This is a genomic window from Phormidium sp. CCY1219 (assembly GCF_055795085.1).
In genome coordinates this window covers 1-19,649 of the sequence record NZ_JAYFEQ010000337.1, presented here as the reverse complement: position 1 = coordinate 19,649, position 19,649 = coordinate 1, and the positions used below count along the sequence as shown (strand labels likewise).

Sequence of the window (19,649 nt, the reverse complement as noted above, 5' to 3'; positions counted from 1 at the left end):
GGCACCCGTCCCGATTAAAAAAGAGTTGATTTGCGGCATAAATACTGGTTTAGTTTGCGGTTTATCATGGGATTTATCCTGGGTTTTAATGTAAGTTATAGGTCAATTTTTTTGCTGAATTTCCAAGGAAACGGTTCCAAACTGGCGACGAGAGCCATTGGGAAGCTCTTGTCGGAAAATTTTCATGTTTTGGTATTTGGGGAGTTGTTGAATGGCAGGGTCGAACTCTAAAATAACCTTTCCTTCTTCTACAAACAGGCGGGCGAACTTTTCCGGAAATCCTCCATCTTTGGGTAAATAAACGTGAGCGGTTTGGGCACTACCGATTTCGATGGGTTTTTTGCCTAGGGAAATGGTGGTAAATTCTGATTCGGTCCAGCGAACCCACAACACTGCTTCGCGATTTAACTGTTCGATCGCGGCGATCGCCAATCCGATACAAAATCCCAAAATTGCCGCGCCCGCTAACCGCCCTAACACTACCCCCACTACTGCATCCAGCAGCAGAAAGCCGATCGCCCCTAAAATCCCCCCGATCGCTCCCGCCATTAATGCTTTGTCCCGAGGGAGGTTGGGCACGAACAGAGACATGCCGCCACCTACCAGGGTTCCCAGGAGGGTCCACCCCGTCAAGCGCGCTACAAGAGATAAAGCGGGGAGGTAAACCGTGGGGAGGAATGCGAATTGTCCCACTGCTCCTCCGGTGAATCCGGCGAGGAACCCACCACCTCCACCCACCAGTCCTTCTCTGCGCGTTAGCAGGCGACGGCGAAGGGTGCGGTTTTGTCCCACAATTAAGGCGATCGCCGTTCCCAAGGCTAACCATCCGGTCCACACGCCGATGCGGAATATACCAAATATCAAACCATAGTCCCCGCTGCGGTCTGATTCGACCAGTTGCTGTCCGTAAATTACCCTTTCGGCGGCGCGGAAGGCGTTGTCAATTTCTCCGGAATTGGCGTAAAATACCAAGTCGCGATCGCCGGTGAGGGAAATCAGATAGTTGACTTTCGCATCGCCGGTTCCCACCGCCACTAGATTAATCCCCGCTTGTCGGATTTGTCTGGCGATGGATCTGGCCCTAGCTTTGTTATTGGGTTGCCCGTCGGTAAACAGGAGAATATTCGCCCCTAAGTTAGTATTTCCCAGCACAGAAGTTGCTGCGTTGAGACCTTGGTCTAAGTTGGTGGTTCCGGAGGTTTGCAGATTGGCGATCGCTTGTTGCACTTCGCTTTCTTCCGCGTTTAAGTTCGTCAGAATTCTCGCGCTGCTGGCAAATTCCACCACCCCTAACTCGTGAACCTTTAAATCTTGTCGGTCCACAAATCCACTCGCCGCCATTTGCACTTCCGATAGTTTTCCCCCGCTCATGCTACTCGAGGTGTCGATCGCCAGAACCACCGCTTGCGGTTCTCTCCCCGGCGGACGATGGGTCAGCCACAGCCACACTTCCCCTAAAATTGTGGCGGCGACCAGACATCCGGTTCCTCCAAACAGTCCGAAAACTAACGGTTTCCGTAACTTCTCCGTGAAAGTTCTATACAGGTTGCCTACCATAGTTCGCCCTCCAAATTTGCCGTTGCGAATCGCACTGTTTAAAAGAATTGCTCGATTTTACTAATTTTCCACCTTCTCCCCATTTTTTCCACATGATTCTCCTCCTCAAAAATCCTCTTCCGCCTCTTGTTTGAGCCATTGACTCCATTTCCAAAATGGCAAAACTCCTCCCATTCCTAACAATAACAATACAACCCCGGTCATCGATAAGCGCGTTACCAGAGGAAGCGATCGCCCAAATACGGTAATCGTATAAGATGCCGATTGGGTCTGGATTGTCTCTCCATTCACTTTCGCTTCTACCACCACTTCGTGTTTCGACCCGCGTTCCGCATTCGGTTGTAGGTAAACCAGTTCGTATTCTCCTAACAAAGCATTGAGAAACACTTGCAGCGCCTCGGCAATTTCGTCCGCATCTCCGGAAAATTCGGCAACTCCTCCCGATACTTCTGCTATTTCGCGCAAGCGCTTCAAATCTACAAACTCTTCGTCGGGAATGGGGTTATACGGTTTTTCTACGGTTTGGATATCTTCTCGGGTGGCGGGTCGTCCCAATCCGTACTTTGCGCCTAATTGTTCTGGGGTTAATCCATATCCCAGAGTGTGAACCACAATGTTCTCGTGACGGAGAAGTAAATTCCTTAACCCCTGGAAATCCCGTTCTTCGTTCGGTTTGTTGTGATAGCCATCGGAGAGCAAAATTACCGAAAGTCGCGGTTCCGGTTTCGGGGAATCTTCGGGGACGTAAAAGTTAGGGTTTTCTTCGTCACCCAATAAGCGAATCGCTTGTTTTAAGGGGTCGTAAATATTGGTAGATGCACAAGGAGTTTGCGACGCCAGGTAATCGAGTAAGTTTTGTTGCTTGATGTCGTTGGCGGGGAAAAATCTGTCGGCGATCGCATCCTGGGTCACGGGATAACCACCACAGTCTCCTCCACCTTCCCCAAATGGTACAATGGCTACCCGCGTATCCCCGCCGCGATCGCTCATTTCTGCAATAAACCGGCGCGTTGCTTGAATCGCTCCTTGCAATTTGGTGACTCCGCTACTGTCTGCTTGCTGCATACTCCCGCTAAGGTCAATCAATACCACAATCCATGCAGGCGGTGGCACGGTTTCTGTGGGACTTCGCCAGTCTTCTATGTCTACCGGTTTGTCATCGACGATCGCCTGAAAATTGCTTTCACCCAGTCTCATTTCCGGACGTCCTCCATCGGTGGTGACTTTCACCCGCAGGGTGATTTCCTCCTCATTCAGTTGCGGGCGACCCACAATTTCTGCGCTTTGTCCGAATGCAGGGGAAATCCCAAATACCGCGATCGCTAATCCACTAAGCCATCGGGTCGAGAAAACGATTGTAGAAGACCAATCGATAGCATTTCGGCGCTTCGATATCCTCTTTATCCACGGTGTAGAAAGTAATAACATAGTTATGCTTCAAAGACACATTTCGACGGGTTCCGAGTCGCGTTCCGTTAATCGCAACCGTGTAAAAAGACTTGGCGTTGGGAATCAAAACGGCTTTTTGGCCTGCTAGTTTGATATCCGCCGCATGAAGCGGGAGGTGAGGAAGACAAAGGTTGGCTACAGGGGCAGAACCGACGCGAATGATGCCTTTCACGGGAAGTTCGATGGAAATACCTTCCTCGATTTCATCTTCCGCCTCCTCTTCTGCTTGAGAGCGATAACTGATAAATTTGACCAGGGCGCGATCGATTCTGGGATAGTTTTGCAGTTTAATGGTTTTTTGCGGGTCGATATCGCCATAGTCTTCTCCTTTGTATTCAAATCCTTTTCCCGCTCTCAACGCCGGAATATAACTGGGAGAGAGATTGGTAATGCTAAAGGCAATTCCCAAACACAATCCCAACACCGCAAACCCTAACGGATCTTCGTAGGGTTTGAAGGCTACAGGCATTGTTCCCAGGGTTTGGCGAATTAATTCAAATATACTGGCGGCGATCGCACTGGCGAGACTGGCGGCGATGATGCTCAGAATCAGCCGTTGTCGAAAGCGTTTCGGGTTTCCTGCCTCTAAACTGTGCCACCGCCAACTTAACCCTTCCGCAACCCCCACCGAGGCCCCCACTACCAACCACCCGAAGATGCGAACCACAAAAGCGGGAACTTTAATTTGCGGCGCAAACAGGATTTGGGAAATACCTCCCGCTACTAAACCAGAAACCAGTCCCACTCCTAAAGCTATCAATAGGGGAATTCGCAGCATCCGCAAGCTCAGTTGCGGGCGGGTGGGGTTGCTGACGAAAATTTCGTTTGCCACACTACCAATCGCCAGGGAAATGGCAATGCAGGGAAACAATACTACTTCGCGAAAGGATTTCAGCCAGCCCAAATCGCTGAGAAACACTTGTCCGATGTTCCACCCTAAAAGAGCGGAAGTTATGCCTGCAAGGATGTAGAGATAGGGTCTCATGGTTGGTTAGTTGGTTGGGGTTGAGTTTGAAGGGGATTCGGATTTTGATAAGCCTAAGTCTTTGCGAATATCGCTTTCTAGTTGCTTGGCTGTGTCTTCATCGATTTCTCCAGATTCTGCAGGGTGTTCTGTAGCTTCTCCTTTTTTATTTTGGGTGTATTTTTTAATTGCTTCCCTAAATTCCCTCCATGTACTTTCATTTTTTCTTATATTATTGTACCATTCCTCATTTGTTACACCTCCCTCAATAGTTGTTGGTAAATCAAGGGTTTTTCTAATATAAAAAAGAACTATTTTTTCTGTGTCATCAGCATTGATTGTCAAATATTTTAATGGCAATTCCTGTGCGTCTGTTTTTTTATTGATAATGGCTTTTAATATTTCAACTTTTTGGCTGGGGTTTGATTGATTATTCAGTTGTTCTTTTAAATCCTCAGACAACTCATCTTTGATATTGCTAATCTTTTGGTAACTTCTAGTGCATTTTCTCTCCTCATCAACATTGGATTCGTCAAATTTGCAATCATTTTTTGTGGGTGAGGGTGATGGTGTTGTCGTTGCTGGTGCAGTCGATTCCTGATTGTCTTCTTTACTGCTTGTGTTAGTTAAAAGAGGGTGACTAAACCATCCCAAACCAAAGGCACCAAATAACATAGCTACAATAAAAATTTTAGGCATATAAAACTCTACCAATTCAACTGATTTTAACCCAAGAATATAAACGCAGTCTGACAAATCTTTCTGGCTTGCGATCGCCAGTCCGAAAACCCGACACTCCCATCGGTGAGGGCCGCTTATCGTTTCAAAGATAGGTTTGGGAACGTTACCTTGGGCGATTTGATAAAAAATGGCAGCCATTTTTAAGCTTCCCATACTCTCAAATAACTTCGCCAACGGTAAATAGTTAGAATTGCGGGATTGGGTGGGAACTTGCCAAAACCGCATAATATCACCGAGCAACTGTTCCCATTCCGGATATTTCGTTGCTTGAAAGGAAACCCCTTCTCTGCGACCAATATAGTCTGGTAGCATTGTGATATCGGTTTCCATCTCAGAGCGCAGTGACGAGTCGTAAGCCTTTCGCCAAATCCCGGGATAGGAACCGCCTAATAACAAGGTAGCTTCTGCGAGGATGGGCTGTTGTTTGACCAACCGATCCATGACAATGCAAATGCCTTGCTTAATTTGTTCGGTCAGGTTTGGGCAATCCTGAGTAAAGTTGGGAACTTGTTGTAAAATTGCTTGCTGAAACTCACAAGATGCGATATAATATCCCTCGGATTTTTTAGTTTTATAAAGCCATTTTAAAAAATCTGGCAAAAACCCGGGAAGTAACATTGCTTTTAAGCTTAAAAGCCGGATTTGATTGGTGCCGTAAATATTTTGGGTTAAGGCTTCAGTTGCTCCTTGATTGTTAAACAAAGACTGCCAATATTTTTCATCGATTTGTGGGTGGTTGAGGGCATTTTCTAAAGCCGCAATATGTTTGGCCTTCACGCGACCATTCATTACCGCACTAATCGCAGTTTTCAGACTTTGTTCTCCACTCACCACCGCCGACTGACGGGGACGCTGGGATAATGCTTGTTTGAACACCGCTGACCCTCGAGGGTCAGCGGGATAAATGATTTGAAAATACTCGGGACGTTCTAGGGCGGCGACTTTATATGCCCAAGAACGCTTCCCAATGGTGGGCAATTCTTGGGTCATCTGATTTAATAACAAGGGCGTACAGGGTTGAGATGCGGGAATCACAATCGGCGGTCTGTTGCCAAGCATTCTCCGCAATTCCTCTTTTATGGGCACCTGGGCCGGGGTGAAACTCACCCGATGGGATTGTCCGATGGTTTTGGTGTCAAAAGGATTGAACACCTGCGATTTGTTCCACCAGCGTAAAATCGCCTCAATGCCTGCTTCGGCGCGACAAAGAAAGTAACGGTAAAGGGAGACGCCGCGCCCGCGATCGTCTCGACCTCGGGTCACTACTGCGACCACTGACCAGGTTTCCCCATATCCGCTGATTTCTCGCCCGACGATCGCCGGTTCTTGACTCGTGGTTCCTTCTGCTAAGGCAAATTCCCGATTGGCGATCGCCTCTTCCACCGCCGGGGGAATCGGGTCGATGGTGCGGTTCATATACTTCCCGGTAAATCCCCCCGATTCCCACCCCCGGGCAGTGGGTTTTACCTCAATCCCGGTACTAAATTCGTGAATCTCTATCCAATGCGCTGCGTTCATGTTCTCTTAAATAATGAAAGGTAGGACACTGAAAAACCAACCCTAGTCGCGATCGAGGTCTGAGTGACGTTCGCCGGTACATAGCCAGTAAATCGGCGCAACCAAGCCAAAAGGTCGCCACTGTCTGGGTTTTTTAATCACCGAAGCGGTTCCCGATCGCGATCGCTGCAATTGTTTCGAATTGGGTTGGGGATACTGTTGTCCTAAAATCCCAAATGCAGAAGTCGTAAAATACTCCACTCTCCCACCGCTACTTTGCCAGGTTTCCAGTTCGGCGCACAGTTCCCTAAATCTGGCTTTCGCTAATTTTTCCGGTTGATGTCGGTTCACCCACAGTTCGCACTGTTCGCATTTGCTCAACACCAACGCAATTCGCCGTTGTCGCAATTCCATATCAGCGCGATCGAGTTCCATCAACAGTTTCTCGACCCCCATCGCATACTCGCGGTCTTTGCGATGAGCGGTTCCATCCACCAGCAGCAGCAACCCGGTGGCCAAACAGCAATCTTCCAGATAATCCTCTAGCAGGGCGTCTCCACTTTTATAAAGAAGATCCGATAAAAACTCCCCCGCATAATCTTTGCAACTGATGTTCAGTTGAACCCGTTTCCCCATTGTTCGCAACCAGGACAAGCGCTCTTTTAACGAGATGCTCAAGGTATAATCTTTCACCGCATCGATGTCGGCGTCGAGGATGGTGGGTTCGAGTTCCAATCCCTGTTCTAGGATGTCTCGCGCTTTGTCAACCAGTTCTTGTCCCGCTTCGCCCACTGGGGTAACGCTTTCCACAGGACTGTCGACCCTGGCGTTGGGCCAGTACGCTAAGGAAGCAAGATAGGCGCTTTTTCCAGAACCGCGATCGCCGATGACGCGCAACACCGGCTCGCTGCTTAAGGTTGGCACCGATGCGGGATTCGAAACAGGGGTGTTTTTTTTGCGAAATAACATATCAACTCACTCAGAAAACTCAAATCTTTGCTGCATTCAACCAGCACAAGGGTTCGATGAGGTTGTAAGGTTTCCAACGCGGCGGATCCCGGAGAGTGGAAGCTCTCCCATCACTCCCTAAGGCATCGGTGCGGTTCGGTCGCGGGTCGTAACGTCCCAAAACCCCAAAGGTGGACATGGCGTAAAATCTGACATTCTGTTTTGGAATGGATTGTTTAATGGTTTTGAGGGTGTTTTTCAAGTAAACGCCAAATAGGTCGTTTTCCGGGTCCAGTCGTCCGGGCCAGATTTCTCCGCGTTCGCATTTGCTCATCACGATCGCGAGGCGATAGTTACTCAGTCGCGATCGCTCGTCCATCATGGTAAAAAACCGACTCATCAGGTCGCTGTAAAAGTCATCGGTACTGCTTTCCCACTCGGTAAACAGCAATAAGCAACCGCTCACATCGTTCATCAAGCATTCGTTTATGAATTCTGCGTGAATCGAATCTTCCTCAGAGGCGTGAAGAATTTTCTCGAATACTTCCCCGGGATAGTCGCGAAGGTTGAGTTGGATGGTGGTTTTCGGTTGGAATAGTTTCCCTTTGACGGTGATTTGAAAGGAGTAGTAAGGGAGGTCCTCCACGGTGTGAATCCGATCGCCGAGGCGGGTGGGATCCACAGGTAAGCCTTGCAATATCGTTTCTTTGGCTGTTGTCGCCAGGTTGCGGGCGTCATCGTTTAGGGGTTGGATGCTGTAATGGGTGCGATCGCCGCGATACTCGGAAAAGTAGGTGAGTCCGGCGAGATAGGTGGTTTTCCCCGCCGCCCGGGGTCCGATAATACAGATATTGCCCATTCACCGTTCTCCTTACAGGTCACTGCTGAGGTAGGTTCCTAAATAAATCCAGGGAAGTTCTAGGAGTTCGCGGTTGTAAATGCTGGTGATAAAACACCGCACGGTTAAACCGGAGGTGGATTGATTGATTTGAGCGATTTGGGATTTCACGGGACGGAAAAATCGCTTGAAAATATAGTCATTGCGTTGGTTCCAGTTCATCTGGGAACTGTGCGGATGATAGGCCAGTTTTTCTGCTTCCCGTTTCAGGTCGATTCCTTGGATGAGGTCGGCTTTATTCAGACATAGGGCGATATGCTTCGCGTTAGGACAGTCATAGCGGAAAAATTTAACCCAGCGATCGAACCGTCGCACCCATTGCTGTTGGGTGACAAAGTTTTCCGCCTCGATCTGCCGGTCTTGACGAATGATTTCCCGGTAGGGAGGGACAACCAGTAGCACTCCCTGACTACTCTGAGCCGTTTCCACAAATTTCGTCCACTTTTCCGGGTTGCTTTCTTGCCAGCTCGATCGCCAAATTTCACCGGGCGTATCGATCCAATTCGTGTAAATTTGTTTGCGCTGGGTGCGAAGCATGACTTCGATTTCTAACTTGCGATCGTAGGTGGATTGCTCCGCATCGGTGGCGGTGGTTCTCCCTTGTTCGTCGTCGTACAGCATGGCTTTCAGCACGCTGTACTGGGGAGACACAACGCTGACATAATGACTCTCGCGATGAGCGAGTTCGAGAGCGAGTGAGGTTTTACCCGTTTCGCGATCGCCAATATAGATAACGCCCATAAAAAAAAGTAACCGGGGAAATTTGGCTGAATAGTGAGGCAGTTCCACTGGCTAGGTTGACTTCAAGAATTATATCATTTCTTTGCCTATTTATTTGCTGGTTTTACAAAATTTTACCTCAAGTTCACCCCCAGTTTCTTCTCGCAATTCTTAAGGATTTATAAAATCTTTCCAGAGGTGCGAAGCCGTTTCTCGCACTCCTCGGCGTCTCCCCCGCCGGTTTCAACTCCATCACCGATCGATCGCGTTTCTGGCAAAGATGAGATAATGGTTGGAACCCGGAGTGCGGAAAGCTTTCGGCATCGCTGTAGCCGGTTCCAACCCGGGCTGCGCTAACCCTTACGCCAACGCACTCCTGTCTCCATCCTTATCTATCTACCTCGCCAATCTGAGAAACGCTATAGCTAGGATTGTTGGTTGTTTAACAACCCTTCTAGTTCGGTGAGGAGTGTCTCTACTCGTTCCTGGGTGGTGGAATTTTGCCAAATCTCCTGATTCTGTTTTAGGCTCTTTTTCATTTGCTTATAGACCGCATCCAGACGAGTGGATAAATTACTGGCATTGGCATGGGTGGAAGTCTGCGACTCACTCATCCCTGCCACTTCTGCTTTGATGTGCTTTAGAGACCATTTGCCAGCGATCGCCTTTTCTAGCAACTCCTGCTGTTTGGCCGGTGGCTTCACTTTTGCGATCGCCTTCGCTTTGGTATATTCAATTCGCTGGGTGCGAACCGCTTCGAGCAGTTCCGGCGGTAATTTCAGCAGGGACAGTCGGCTTTTGACAAACGATTGCCAGTTCATCCGATTGAGGCTATCAAATACCGCCTTCACCTGTTGGGCCAAAAGTGTGGGATTGGCCAACAACGCTTCCACAATCTCCCCATTTTCTACCGTTTCTACGTTGGGCAAAACGTTTTGCCCAGATTTTTCCGGGGGTTGATGAGGGTTGGGCAAAACGTTTGACCCAGTAGAATTGTCTAAGAGCGAATTATCGTCTAGGTGCTTCAGACGATACAGCACTTGAGGCACTTGCGCGATCGGGCACTGGAGATTGAGTGCGAGCAATTGCAAGATGCCTTCCGTCTCTTCAATCGCATTTAAGTCATCTCGTTGGAGATTTTCCAGTAAGGCTATTTTTAAGGCTTCTGTATCGTTTAATTCTTGCACCACTGCTGGCGCTTCAGGGAGTTTTGCTCTCTTCGCTGCTTGATATCGTCGCTCACCCGCTACTAACTCGTACCGATTTTCTCCAATCGGTCGCACGATAATCGGCTGTAGGATGCCATGTTGTTTGACACTGGCGGTCAATTCCTCCATCGCCGCTTCGTCAAAGTAACTCCGGGGCTGAAACTTCGACCGAGAAATTCGCTCGAGTGGAAGTGTCACAGAGGCGGTCAAGCTCTGGGAAAGATATTGCGTATTGGGTTGGTTCATCTGTTTGTTTGTTAACTGCGTTCGACTCGCAACGGCGATCCGTGCTAGGCGATGCCTCTGGGTGCATCCTGCCAATGGCGGTGAGCTTCAGGTGAATTGGTCTTACACCACCCTTTCGGGCAGCCACTTGGTATGACTGTTCGTTTGACCGGTGACGGGATGAGCATGATAGTTTTCCCAATTGTACTTATATGGATCTATGGGAGGCATTTTGGGTTTTTATGCGATTCTATGGTTTTTGTAATAAAAGTTCATGGAATTGCGTCACCCCTGGGGTCAATAAGTTGCATTTTATAAGTGAAACATAGAGCGATAACTGCTGCAACCAACCCCTGAAATCACAATGCTTTCATTGCTACATGGGATAATGACCCAGGCGATCGCCGCACCATCGCCCCGCCCACCTGAATCCTCTGTCCGTCATTCGCACCTCACGGCGATCGAATCATTACACTCACCTGGATCGCCCACTCGCCCGGTTGTATCCAATTTGACCGATAATCTCTGGCTAACCACCGGAACCCGTTACAAGTTGGCGATATCCGATTGCAATTAGGCAATAAACTAAGGTGATATCAGCGTGAATGATGAAATTGCATTTTCCTTGGAGGTCCAGGTATGCGATTTCCCGCCGCCCAATTTTTGTAAAGAAATATTGCAAATGCTTGCATTTTTGCGGCAATTGTGCTAATAGGACGGCGATCGCAGCAGGGGTGGGAAAATATTAAGGAGTATTGCCGAGGGAGGCACTGGGCGAACAAACTGTAGCGATCGCGAGCACTATATAGATAATGCAGTTATTCTCAATCAACCGTGCTTGCAAGAGTCTGGAGTGCATCCCTAGTGGGAATTAACCCCGTCAAAGTCGGCGTAGAAGTAGACGTATCCGGTGGATTACCCGGAATCGTGGTCGTCGGACTGCCAGATACCGCCGTCCAAGAATCCAAAGAGCGAGTGAAAGCCGCCCTAAAAAATTCCGATTACGCCTATCCCCTGCGTAAAATCGTCATCAACCTAACCCCAGCGGACCTCCGCAAAGAAGGGCCGAGTTTCGACCTGCCCATCAGCGTCGGAATTTTAGCCGCCTCCGAACAGGTTAGCGCTTCCTTGTGCGGAGACTTCATGTTTCTCGGAGAAGTCTCTCTCGATGGTAGCTTGCGACCGGTGGCCGGCGTTCTCCCGATTGCCGCCGCCGCCAAAGACATGGGGATTAGCGGTTTAGTCGTCCCCGAGGGAAATGTAGGCGAAGCGGCGGTAGTCAAAGGGTTAGAAGTTTACGGTTGTCGCCACGTCTCAGAAGTCATGGACTTGCTGAACAACCCAGAGCGCTTCACACCGTTTAAAATTGATGGGCAAGCGCAATTAGCCAAGCAACCGTTTCGCGGATTAGACCTTAAAGACGTGAAAGGACAAGCGCATGCCCGCCGTGCGTTAGAAATTGCTGCCGCCGGGGGTCACAACCTGATTTTTGTCGGTCCGCCCGGGAGTGGCAAAACCATGTTAGCGCGACGGTTGCCCGGAATTTTGCCCCCACTCACCTTTGAAGAAGCCTTAGAAGTGACGCAAGTTCAATCCGTGGCGGGGTTGCTGAAAGACCGAGGCACCTTGGTGAGCGATCGCCCTTTCCGCAGTCCCCACCACTCCGCCTCTGGCCCGTCTCTCGTCGGCGGAGGCAGCTATCCGAAACCGGGAGAAATTTCTCTAGCCCATCGGGGCATTCTATTCCTAGACGAACTGACCGAATTCAAACGCGACGTGTTGGAGTTTCTGCGCCAACCCCTAGAAGATGGACAGGTGACGATTTCGCGAACCAAGCAAACCGTCAGTTTTCCGGCGCAGTTTACCTTAGTTGCCAGTACCAATCCTTGCCCCTGCGGGTACTATGGCGATCCGATCCAACCTTGCACCTGTTCGCCACGTCATCGGGAGCAATACTGGGCTAAACTCTCCGGTCCGCTAATGGATCGGATTGATTTGCAGGTGGCGGTCAATCGCTTAAAACCAGAGGAGATTACCCAGCAAACCACTGGAGAACCCTCAGAACCGGTGAGAAAGCGAGTCCAACTGGCACGCGATCGCGCTTCCGAGCGGTTTCAAGACCACCACATCAACTGCAATGCCGAAATGCAAAGCATGCACCTGCGTCAATGGTGCCCCCTAGATGACCCAACCCGCAATTTATTAGAAGGTGCAATTCGCAAACTGGGTCTCTCGGCACGCGCCACCGATCGCATTTTAAAAGTTGCCCGCACCATCGCCGACTTAGCCGGGGATGAGAATCTCAATACAATGCATGTGGCCGAGGCTATTCAATATCGTACCATCGACCGAATGCAATAAACCGTTATTTTTTGCCAGGAGATTTTCCCATGAACAAGTGTTTTGGTGTTTTGTTACTCAGTGCCGTTTTAGTCGGGGTTCCCCTGCAGGCGAGGGCACAGTTCGGCGAAATCGGACAATCCGAGCCGGCGATCGCCCAGTCTTCAAACGAGGCGATCGCGAAAGCGGAGGAATTTGTAAACTTACTGGCAGCGGGCGACTTTGCAGCAGCTTTGACCCGCTACGATACCATTGCCCGAGAAAGCGTTTCGCAACAAACGCTTCAGGATAAATGGCAAGATTTGATTGCCAGGTTTGGCGAGTTCAAAGAATACAATGACAGCCAGCTTCTCAGCGATACCGATACGAATATTGTGGTGCTCACTTCCGAATTCGAACGGGAAACTGTGGATCTGTTGATTATTTTCGATGAAGACGGGGAAATTTATAGTTTTGACTATGGAGAAACCTAGGTTCGGGGGTCGAGGTCAGTAGTCTGTGGCCACAACCACTTGGGCGGGGAAAGGCGGCGGGGGCGGTTCGGTAAAATTAGGGCAAATTGCGGAATTTTATGCAACCCAAACCGCCTGGGAGGCGGGAACGGGAGCGAGCAAGACCTGCCCCTCGACGCGCCCCGGGGTGGGGGTTTAACCGTAGCCTGGGGGAGAAAGACGCCCACCGCCTGGGTTTAAGGTTGGCGCGAAAATTTAACATTGTTTTAAGTGGTTGGGAATGTCAAGAAACGGTGAAATAAGCCATAATAAAAGTAGGGTAATTTATTGGCTTGAATAGGAGAGCCGATTGCCATGACTAGAAACACCGACCGAGTAAATGCCAAACTGAGCAAATTCCAGGCAAGAGTGATGAAAGTAAAAGCTATGCGCCTGGTTAAGAGTCTGGTGCTTGGCTTAATCAATTTGTCTCGCGAGTTTTACACGGCTAGACTGATTCTGCTGAGCGGCGATCGCCCCCCGAAGAAGGTGCAGCATAGCTAAGTGAAAAAGTAGGGCGATTGAACCTAAGTCACCCTCGGGAGCGATCGGCAATGGGGGCGCAAGGGGTTGCACGGGGGGGCGATCGCCCCAGGGCCTTGGTGGCACCCTCGAGTTACAAAAATTAACAACCGATACAGCGGTTTGTCAGGCTCAATGTAGAGTCGGGGAAAAGTTGAGGGGAAAGGCGGGAAAAAAGAGGGAGAATTAGGGGTAAGATCGGAGAGTTGTGTTCTGTAGCAGACGTTGATCGAGCGTTACACCTTGCCCGAGATGGGCGAACTGTGGACTGAAAATTATAAACTGAAAACCTGGCTCCAGGTAGAAATTGCCGTGTGTGAAGCCCAGGCAGAACTGGGATATATTCCAACACAGGCAGTGGAAGAAATCAAGGCGAAGGCGAAATTCGACCCCGATCGCGTGAAAGAAATTGAGGCTGAAGTCCGCCATGATGTGATTGCCTTTTTAACCAACGTGAATGAGCATGTCGGCGATGTCGGACGCTACATTCACCTGGGTTTGACCAGTTCTGACATGCTAGACACAGCCTTAGCGTTGCAGCTAGTGGCGAGTGTGGATGTGTTGTTGGAACCGTTAGAAGATTTAATTCACGCCATTCGGTATCAGGCGCAGCAGCATCGGGATACGGTGCAGATCGGGCGATCGCATGGAATTCATGCCGAACCGATCTCGTTTGGGTTCAAGCTTGCCGGCTGGTTGGCGGAAGTGCTGAGACATCGAGAGCGCCTGGTGCGATTGCGAGGGCAAATTGCCGTGGGCAAGATTTCCGGTGCAGTGGGGACCTATGCCAACGTGGATCCGCAAGTGGAAGCGATCGCCTGTCAGAAACTCGGACTGGAACCGGATCCGGCTTCCACCCAAGTAATTTCGCGCGATCGGCACGCCGACTTCGTACAGCATCTCGCCCTCCTGGCGGCTTCCATCGAGCGATTTGCGGTGGAAATTCGCAACTTGCAGCGGACCGACGTGTTAGAAGTGGAAGAATACTTCGCCAAAGGGCAAAAAGGCTCATCCGCCATGCCCCACAAGCGCAATCCAATCCGTTCCGAGCGTTTGAGCGGGATGGCGAGAATTTTGCGCGGTCATGCGGTGGCAGCATTAGAAAATGTTGCGCTCTGGCACGAGCGAGATATTTCTCACAGCTCCGTGGAACGAGTGATTTTGCCAGATGCTTGCATTATAGCGCATTTCATGGTCGTAGAGATGGCAGATTTGGTTAAAAATCTGCTCGTGTATCCCGAAAACATGAAACGCAACATGAACCTGTACGGCGGGGTAGTGTTTAGTCAGCGCGTGTTGCTCGCCTTAGTGGAAAAAGGAATGAGCCGCGAAGACGCCTATCAGATCGTGCAGTCGAACGCGCATCAAGCGTGGAATCAGCCGGAGGGAGACTTTCACCGATTCATTTGCGAAGACTCGCGGGTGAGCGATCGGTTAACTCCCGAAGAAATCGAGGCATGTTTCGATCCGAAACACCATCTGAAAAACCTCGATCGCATCTATCAGCGCTTCGGGATTTAAACCGGGGTGAGTTTTGAGTTTCAAACGGTGAACTCATCGGTTGAAAATTCAAAACTCAACCCTTATTCTCCAGGGAGGTATAAACGTGAAACTTCGTTCCTTTATCGCTTTAACCCTCGTGATGTTAGCAACCCTCATCGTTATCGGTTGCAGCAGACCCCCCACCGCAGTAGAGCCAACTCAACTCGCCACCGAATCCGGAGAAACCCTGCGTTCTCTAGCAGCAAAACAGGACATGTTCATCGGTTCGGCAGTGCGCCCGCGAGCCTTAAGTGACGAACCTCTTTATCGGGAGGTACTCGCGCGGGAATTTAACATTGTGATGGCAGAACACGTGATGAAATTTGCCCCACTGCATCCCGAGCGCGAGGTTTACGAGTTTAGGGATTCAGATACTACGGTTGAGTTTGCGAAAGAACACGACATGCAGGTTATCGGTCACGTTCTGACCTGGTTTCACGCATTGCCTCGCTGGTTGCGGGAGGGAGACTTTACCCGGGAAGAACTGATGGGCATTCTTCGGGAACATATTAATACCGTGGTGGGTCGCTATCGCGGACAGATTTATGCTTGGGATGTAGTCAACGAACCCCTAGAAGCCGATGGCGCATTGCGAGAAACTCTGTGGTATAAAGGAATCGGTCCGGAATATATCGATCTAGCTTTGCGTTGGACAAAACAAGCCGATCCAGACACCCTGTTGTACATCAACGACTACGGCGAGGGACTCAATTCAAAATCCGACTCCTTTTACAACTTAGCGAAAAGTCTGGTGGAACGGGGGACACCGCTAGATGCCGTGGGGTTTCAAGCCCATATCGGTTTTTTATCCGCGAAAGATGCGGCAGAAGTGGCGGAGAATATGAAACGGTATGCGGATCTGGGGTTAGAGGTATTTATCACCGAAATGGACGTGCCGATTACGATGTTTAAGGGCACCCGAGAAGAACAACTCGCCGCACAGGCCCAGATGTACGAAGATTTTTTGAATGTGTGTATAGAAGCGCCCAATTGCGATACGTTCCTCATGTGGGGATTTACCGATCGCCATTCTTGGCTGACTGGGTTTACGGGCGGCAAGTCTCCCCTGATTTTTGATGAGGCTTATCATCCCAAACCCGCCTACCATGCCATGATGGCAGAACTCAAACAGCATGTCGGTTCGGGGGCAGAATAAGTGTTGTGCATCGGGGTGTGTCATGCGGGGGATAAATCTGCCTGGGAGAGGTGGGTTGAGAGAGCTATCCGTCGGTGGTGCATCATCGCGCTCTACCCGGCCCAACTGCCAACGCAGGGATGAGCACTATACTACTGTTTGCATGGCGATCGCGATTCTTTTTTAGTCATTCCAGTCATTTATATCTGCGTTTTTAGGGATGAGGACACGGTAGTGCCGTGTCCCTGCATGAGGCATGGTATGGTTTTAACACCCCGGATGAGTTTCTCTCACCTGTGCCTTGCCGGCCACCTCAGCCATCACTTGCGTGAGGATGCTGCGCCATTTGGAGATAATGCGGCGGAGAATCGTTTGCTCTGGGGTAACAATTTCAGCGATCGCAAAAGTTTCGAGAGCCTCGATCGCCACAATTCCCCGTGCCAGTGCTGCCAGTCGTTTTCCTGGAGAATTCGGGTCTGTCTCCTCACAAACACCAGCCGCAATTTGTCCCAGACGGGCGATCGCCACGAGCACTTCCGGTCGAATTGTCCCCGAAACCGGGATTAACTCATCTCCCCGAGTTTCATAGAGGGATGCCATATCCGGCGATCGCAGCACATCGGCTGCACCCTGCAACTGAGAAATATCATTATAGCACAAAAACGCCGACAACGCCGCAAAAGATTCGAGAATTTCTTCCCCGCCGGGATAGTCCCGCAGACGCAGCAGATGCGATTTGTAAGCCGAGAAGTCAAACCCGGTTGCATCCAAGGGGTTATCGCCGGACCACTCTGCGAGAATAGCAGCAAAGCGAGTCAGGGGAGTGCGACGGTGCGATCGCCCCCATACAGTGAGAACCCACACCAACCGTTCCGCCACCCGGTTCACCCAATCGCTGCTGCATTCCACCCTTGTATAGCCCAACTCTCCCAATAAAACTTGCCGACTTTCCGGTAAGAGCAACCAATCTTCCGAGCTAATCGGCGGCGAAATATAAGCCTGCAAATCCGGATAGCGAAGCAGAGTATAGAGAAACTGGAGCGGTACCGGATGGGAATGCAAGTAAGCGTGCAACGTTCGCTGAGCCACCCAACGCTGAAACGGGTTGCGGGAGACAGCGGCGATCGCCCGCAGACCTTCTTCTTCATCCGAGTGCAAAAGTCGCAACAGAGACTTGCCACTGTTCGGCACCGGCAACACCATCAACTCATCCCAATATACTGGATGCGATCGCTTGCCCGAGTGGTAACGCCAAGCCCCAGCGAAATTGACCGGGTAAAATATTGCCCGCAAAGCGCCCAAAGCCACCAGCAGATTAAAACTCACTCCCACCTGCCAACCGGCTTTAATCCCAGAGACCAACCGCATTCGGATAGCCGCCGCTGCATTTTGCAAGACAGTGGCCTCAAAGAGAGCAACAGCGGTACCCATTAAGGCAAACAGCGCCAAGCTACCAAATACCGCGATCGCCGTGCGACCTGCAATACCAAACGCAACGAACCAAATCGTGCCCAGAACGATCGCAAACGCGATCGCGATCCAGTCTGCGGGAAGACTCACCGCCGCCGCCATCTGGCGGAACGAAGGCTTAATCGAGATAATATCCGAAAACACAAACGTCCAGGTAAACAGCAAGCTGCCCACTAAACCCAGAAGCAACATAGCGCCCACACTGCCTGTCACGCCGAATGCCATCAAACCGCAAGCCAAAATCGTGGCGCTAGCGAATAGTGCCACCACCAGCATCAAGGCAGCAACCAGCATCCAGCCTACGGTGGACAAGAATAAGATCCGATTAGCAGCAGTGAGAGGAATTTCCCGACCCGAGGCCAGATCCCAGACTTTCGGCATGCGATCGCCCGCCCCAGAAATCGCCCGGGTCCCGTCGGGCGTCACCGCCACGGATCGGACCCACTCCTGATGACCCACCAGGGTATAAAGTTCTGTTCCCGCTTCAATGTCCCACACTTTCAGGGTATGGTCAGAGGAAGCCGAAACCGCTTGCTTTCCGTCTGGGGTTATGGCTATGGCATTCACCCAGCCCCCATGACCTGCTAAAGTGTGCTGTAGAGTGCCCTCAGCCAGGTTCCAGACTTTCACCGTGCGGTCTGCCCCTCCGGAAACGGCCTGCTGTCCGTCTGGCGTCACCACCACCACATTTGCGCCGCCACTATGTGCTTCCAGGGTGTGTAACAAGGTTCCCTCTGGCAGGTTCCAGACCTTCAGGGTACCGTCAGCACTGGCAGAAATGGCGAGTTTTCCGTCGGGAGTGAGCGCCAAGGCGTTGATTCCGCCAGTGTGTCCGGCGAGGGTTGTGAGGACGGTTCCTTGTTGCAAGTTCCAGACTTTCACCGTGCGATCGCCCGATCCCGAGAGGAGAAATTGGCCGTCTGGAGTGACGATCGCCGCATTGACTTGACCCTCGTGCCCTTTCAGGGTTTGCACTTTCGTTCCCTGTTCTAGATTCCAGACGGTGAGGGTGTGGTCAGCACTGGCAGAAATGACTTGCTTGCCATCTGGGGTCACGGCCAAATCGTTGACCCAGCGGCTGTGGTTTTCTAGAGTATGCAGGAGGGTGCCTTGGTTGAAATCCCAGATTTTCACCGAGCGATCGCTTCCCGAGGAAATGGCTTTGTCTCCTGATACCACCGCCATCGCATTAATCCCATTCCGATGACCTTCCAGGGTTCGTACCACTGCCCCGCGCTCTAGATCCCACACTTTTAGACTCGCGCCGTAGCTGAAATCTGCCGTGGATGCGGAGATAGCTTGTTGGTTGGAGATGGCAGTCACGACGTTAATCGAGGCAGTATGGCCTTGTAAGGTGGCGATCGAGTAAAGAACCGCCATCACTCCCACCAATCCCGCCCAGAATAGGCAGGATACGAATGCCATGACATAAAGGTGGCGATAGGGGCGAATTTTGAAGGTGCCGAGGAATTTACGCCATCCGCCTTGGCGGTAAAGGTCCGGCGCGGCTTGATAAAAGTAGCAATTGAGGGCGGTGGGTCGGAAAAACACCCAGTACGCCAGCAACCAATAGTGGCGCGGGTTCAGTGGATTGAGAGATTCCGGTAGTTCACCGCGATAAATGGGAAAGATAGGCATAGGAATTTTTGGGTAAGAGTTCGGTTAGCAGTAGATGCGCCCTTCGGCTCGATACCAGTCTGTCCACAGTATTCCTTGCAATCGGTGGATTTATTCTGTTGGATTTGTGAATTTTATTAAAGCACGATCGCGCGGGGTTGCGCCTGGATGCGCCGTGCAAAGCTCCACTTTGGCTCCTACCCTGGTTGGTTCAAAGCTCCTCGGTGTCTGCTATAACTACCTTGTGGGTGCGAATCGTTCCCGCCAAAGTCAAGGCTGAAATGCCGAAAACGTAAGCGGGGCAAGGAACCTAATGCTTAAAGCC

16 protein-coding genes are annotated in these 19,649 nt (G+C 50.7%); 7 read left to right on the top strand and 9 right to left on the bottom strand.

The window, feature by feature from the left end:
• Positions 1 to 102 precede the first annotated feature (102 nt).
• The 8 genes from AC0QH1_RS05965 to AC0QH1_RS05930 form a co-directional block, all read right to left on the bottom strand.
• Entirely contained in the window at positions 103 to 1,557 is a 1,455-nt protein-coding gene (locus AC0QH1_RS05965) for a vWA domain-containing protein (RefSeq protein WP_324630016.1), read from the bottom strand.
• Positions 1,558 to 1,662: 105 nt separating this feature from the next.
• Positions 1,663 to 2,985 (bottom strand): vWA domain-containing protein, encoded by a 1,323-nt coding sequence (locus AC0QH1_RS05960; protein WP_324630015.1) that lies wholly within the window; start codon positions 2,983 to 2,985, stop codon positions 1,663 to 1,665.
• Complete coding sequence (locus AC0QH1_RS05955; RefSeq protein ID WP_324630014.1) at positions 2,888 to 3,991, bottom strand: hypothetical protein; 1,104 nt, start codon at positions 3,989 to 3,991, stop codon at positions 2,888 to 2,890. The genes AC0QH1_RS05960 and AC0QH1_RS05955 overlap by 98 nt, the downstream gene beginning before the upstream one ends.
• Positions 3,992 to 3,997: 6 nt before the next feature.
• Positions 3,998 to 6,229, bottom strand: a complete 2,232-nt coding sequence (locus AC0QH1_RS05950) for a hypothetical protein (RefSeq protein WP_324630013.1) — start codon at positions 6,227 to 6,229, stop codon at positions 3,998 to 4,000.
• A gap of 42 nt (positions 6,230 to 6,271) precedes the next feature.
• Positions 6,272 to 7,132: a hypothetical protein gene (locus tag AC0QH1_RS05945; RefSeq protein ID WP_324630012.1), complete on the bottom strand. Its 861-nt coding sequence runs from the start codon at positions 7,130 to 7,132 to the stop codon at positions 6,272 to 6,274.
• Positions 7,133 to 7,196: 64 nt separating this feature from the next.
• Entirely contained in the window at positions 7,197 to 8,015 is an 819-nt protein-coding gene (locus AC0QH1_RS05940) for a hypothetical protein (protein WP_324630011.1), read from the bottom strand.
• A gap of 12 nt (positions 8,016 to 8,027) precedes the next feature.
• A complete protein-coding gene (locus AC0QH1_RS05935; RefSeq protein WP_324630010.1) occupies positions 8,028 to 8,795 on the bottom strand; it encodes a hypothetical protein in 768 nt (255 codons plus the stop codon).
• Positions 8,796 to 9,199: 404 nt separating this feature from the next.
• The gene (locus tag AC0QH1_RS05930) at positions 9,200 to 10,228 is read right to left on the bottom strand and encodes a ParB/RepB/Spo0J family partition protein (protein ID WP_324630009.1); all 1,029 of its coding nucleotides are present in this window, start codon (positions 10,226 to 10,228) and stop codon (positions 9,200 to 9,202) included.
• Between the two features lie 343 nt (positions 10,229 to 10,571).
• On the opposite strand from AC0QH1_RS05930, the gene AC0QH1_RS05925 reads away from it, so the two are divergent.
• From AC0QH1_RS05925 to AC0QH1_RS05895, 7 genes are all read left to right on the top strand, one after another.
• Positions 10,572 to 10,784 carry a hypothetical protein gene (locus AC0QH1_RS05925; RefSeq protein ID WP_324630008.1) on the top strand — a complete coding sequence of 71 codons (213 nt, stop codon included), beginning with the start codon at positions 10,572 to 10,574 and terminating at the stop codon, positions 10,782 to 10,784.
• Positions 10,785 to 11,041: 257 nt separating this feature from the next.
• A complete protein-coding gene (locus tag AC0QH1_RS05920; RefSeq protein ID WP_324630007.1) occupies positions 11,042 to 12,568 on the top strand; it encodes a YifB family Mg chelatase-like AAA ATPase in 1,527 nt (508 codons plus the stop codon).
• 29 nt (positions 12,569 to 12,597) lie between these two features.
• Positions 12,598 to 13,020: a DUF3887 domain-containing protein gene (locus tag AC0QH1_RS05915; RefSeq protein WP_324630006.1), complete on the top strand. Its 423-nt coding sequence runs from the start codon at positions 12,598 to 12,600 to the stop codon at positions 13,018 to 13,020.
• A gap of 25 nt (positions 13,021 to 13,045) precedes the next feature.
• On the top strand, positions 13,046 to 13,198 hold the full coding sequence (locus AC0QH1_RS05910; RefSeq protein WP_324630005.1) for a hypothetical protein: 153 nt from the start codon (positions 13,046 to 13,048) through the stop codon (positions 13,196 to 13,198).
• A 155-nt stretch (positions 13,199 to 13,353) separates the two neighbouring features.
• Complete coding sequence (locus AC0QH1_RS05905) at positions 13,354 to 13,542, top strand: hypothetical protein (RefSeq protein ID WP_324630004.1); 189 nt, start codon at positions 13,354 to 13,356, stop codon at positions 13,540 to 13,542.
• 243 nt (positions 13,543 to 13,785) lie between these two features.
• Positions 13,786 to 15,081: an adenylosuccinate lyase gene (gene purB, locus AC0QH1_RS05900; RefSeq protein ID WP_324630003.1), complete on the top strand. Its 1,296-nt coding sequence runs from the start codon at positions 13,786 to 13,788 to the stop codon at positions 15,079 to 15,081.
• Positions 15,082 to 15,166: 85 nt separating this feature from the next.
• Positions 15,167 to 16,258: an endo-1,4-beta-xylanase gene (locus AC0QH1_RS05895; RefSeq protein ID WP_324630002.1), complete on the top strand. Its 1,092-nt coding sequence runs from the start codon at positions 15,167 to 15,169 to the stop codon at positions 16,256 to 16,258.
• Positions 16,259 to 16,504: 246 nt separating this feature from the next.
• Here AC0QH1_RS05895 and AC0QH1_RS05890 read toward each other — a convergent pair whose 3' ends face one another.
• Entirely contained in the window at positions 16,505 to 19,345 is a 2,841-nt protein-coding gene (locus tag AC0QH1_RS05890; RefSeq protein WP_324630001.1) for a WD40 repeat domain-containing protein, read from the bottom strand.
• Positions 19,346 to 19,649 lie beyond the last annotated feature (304 nt).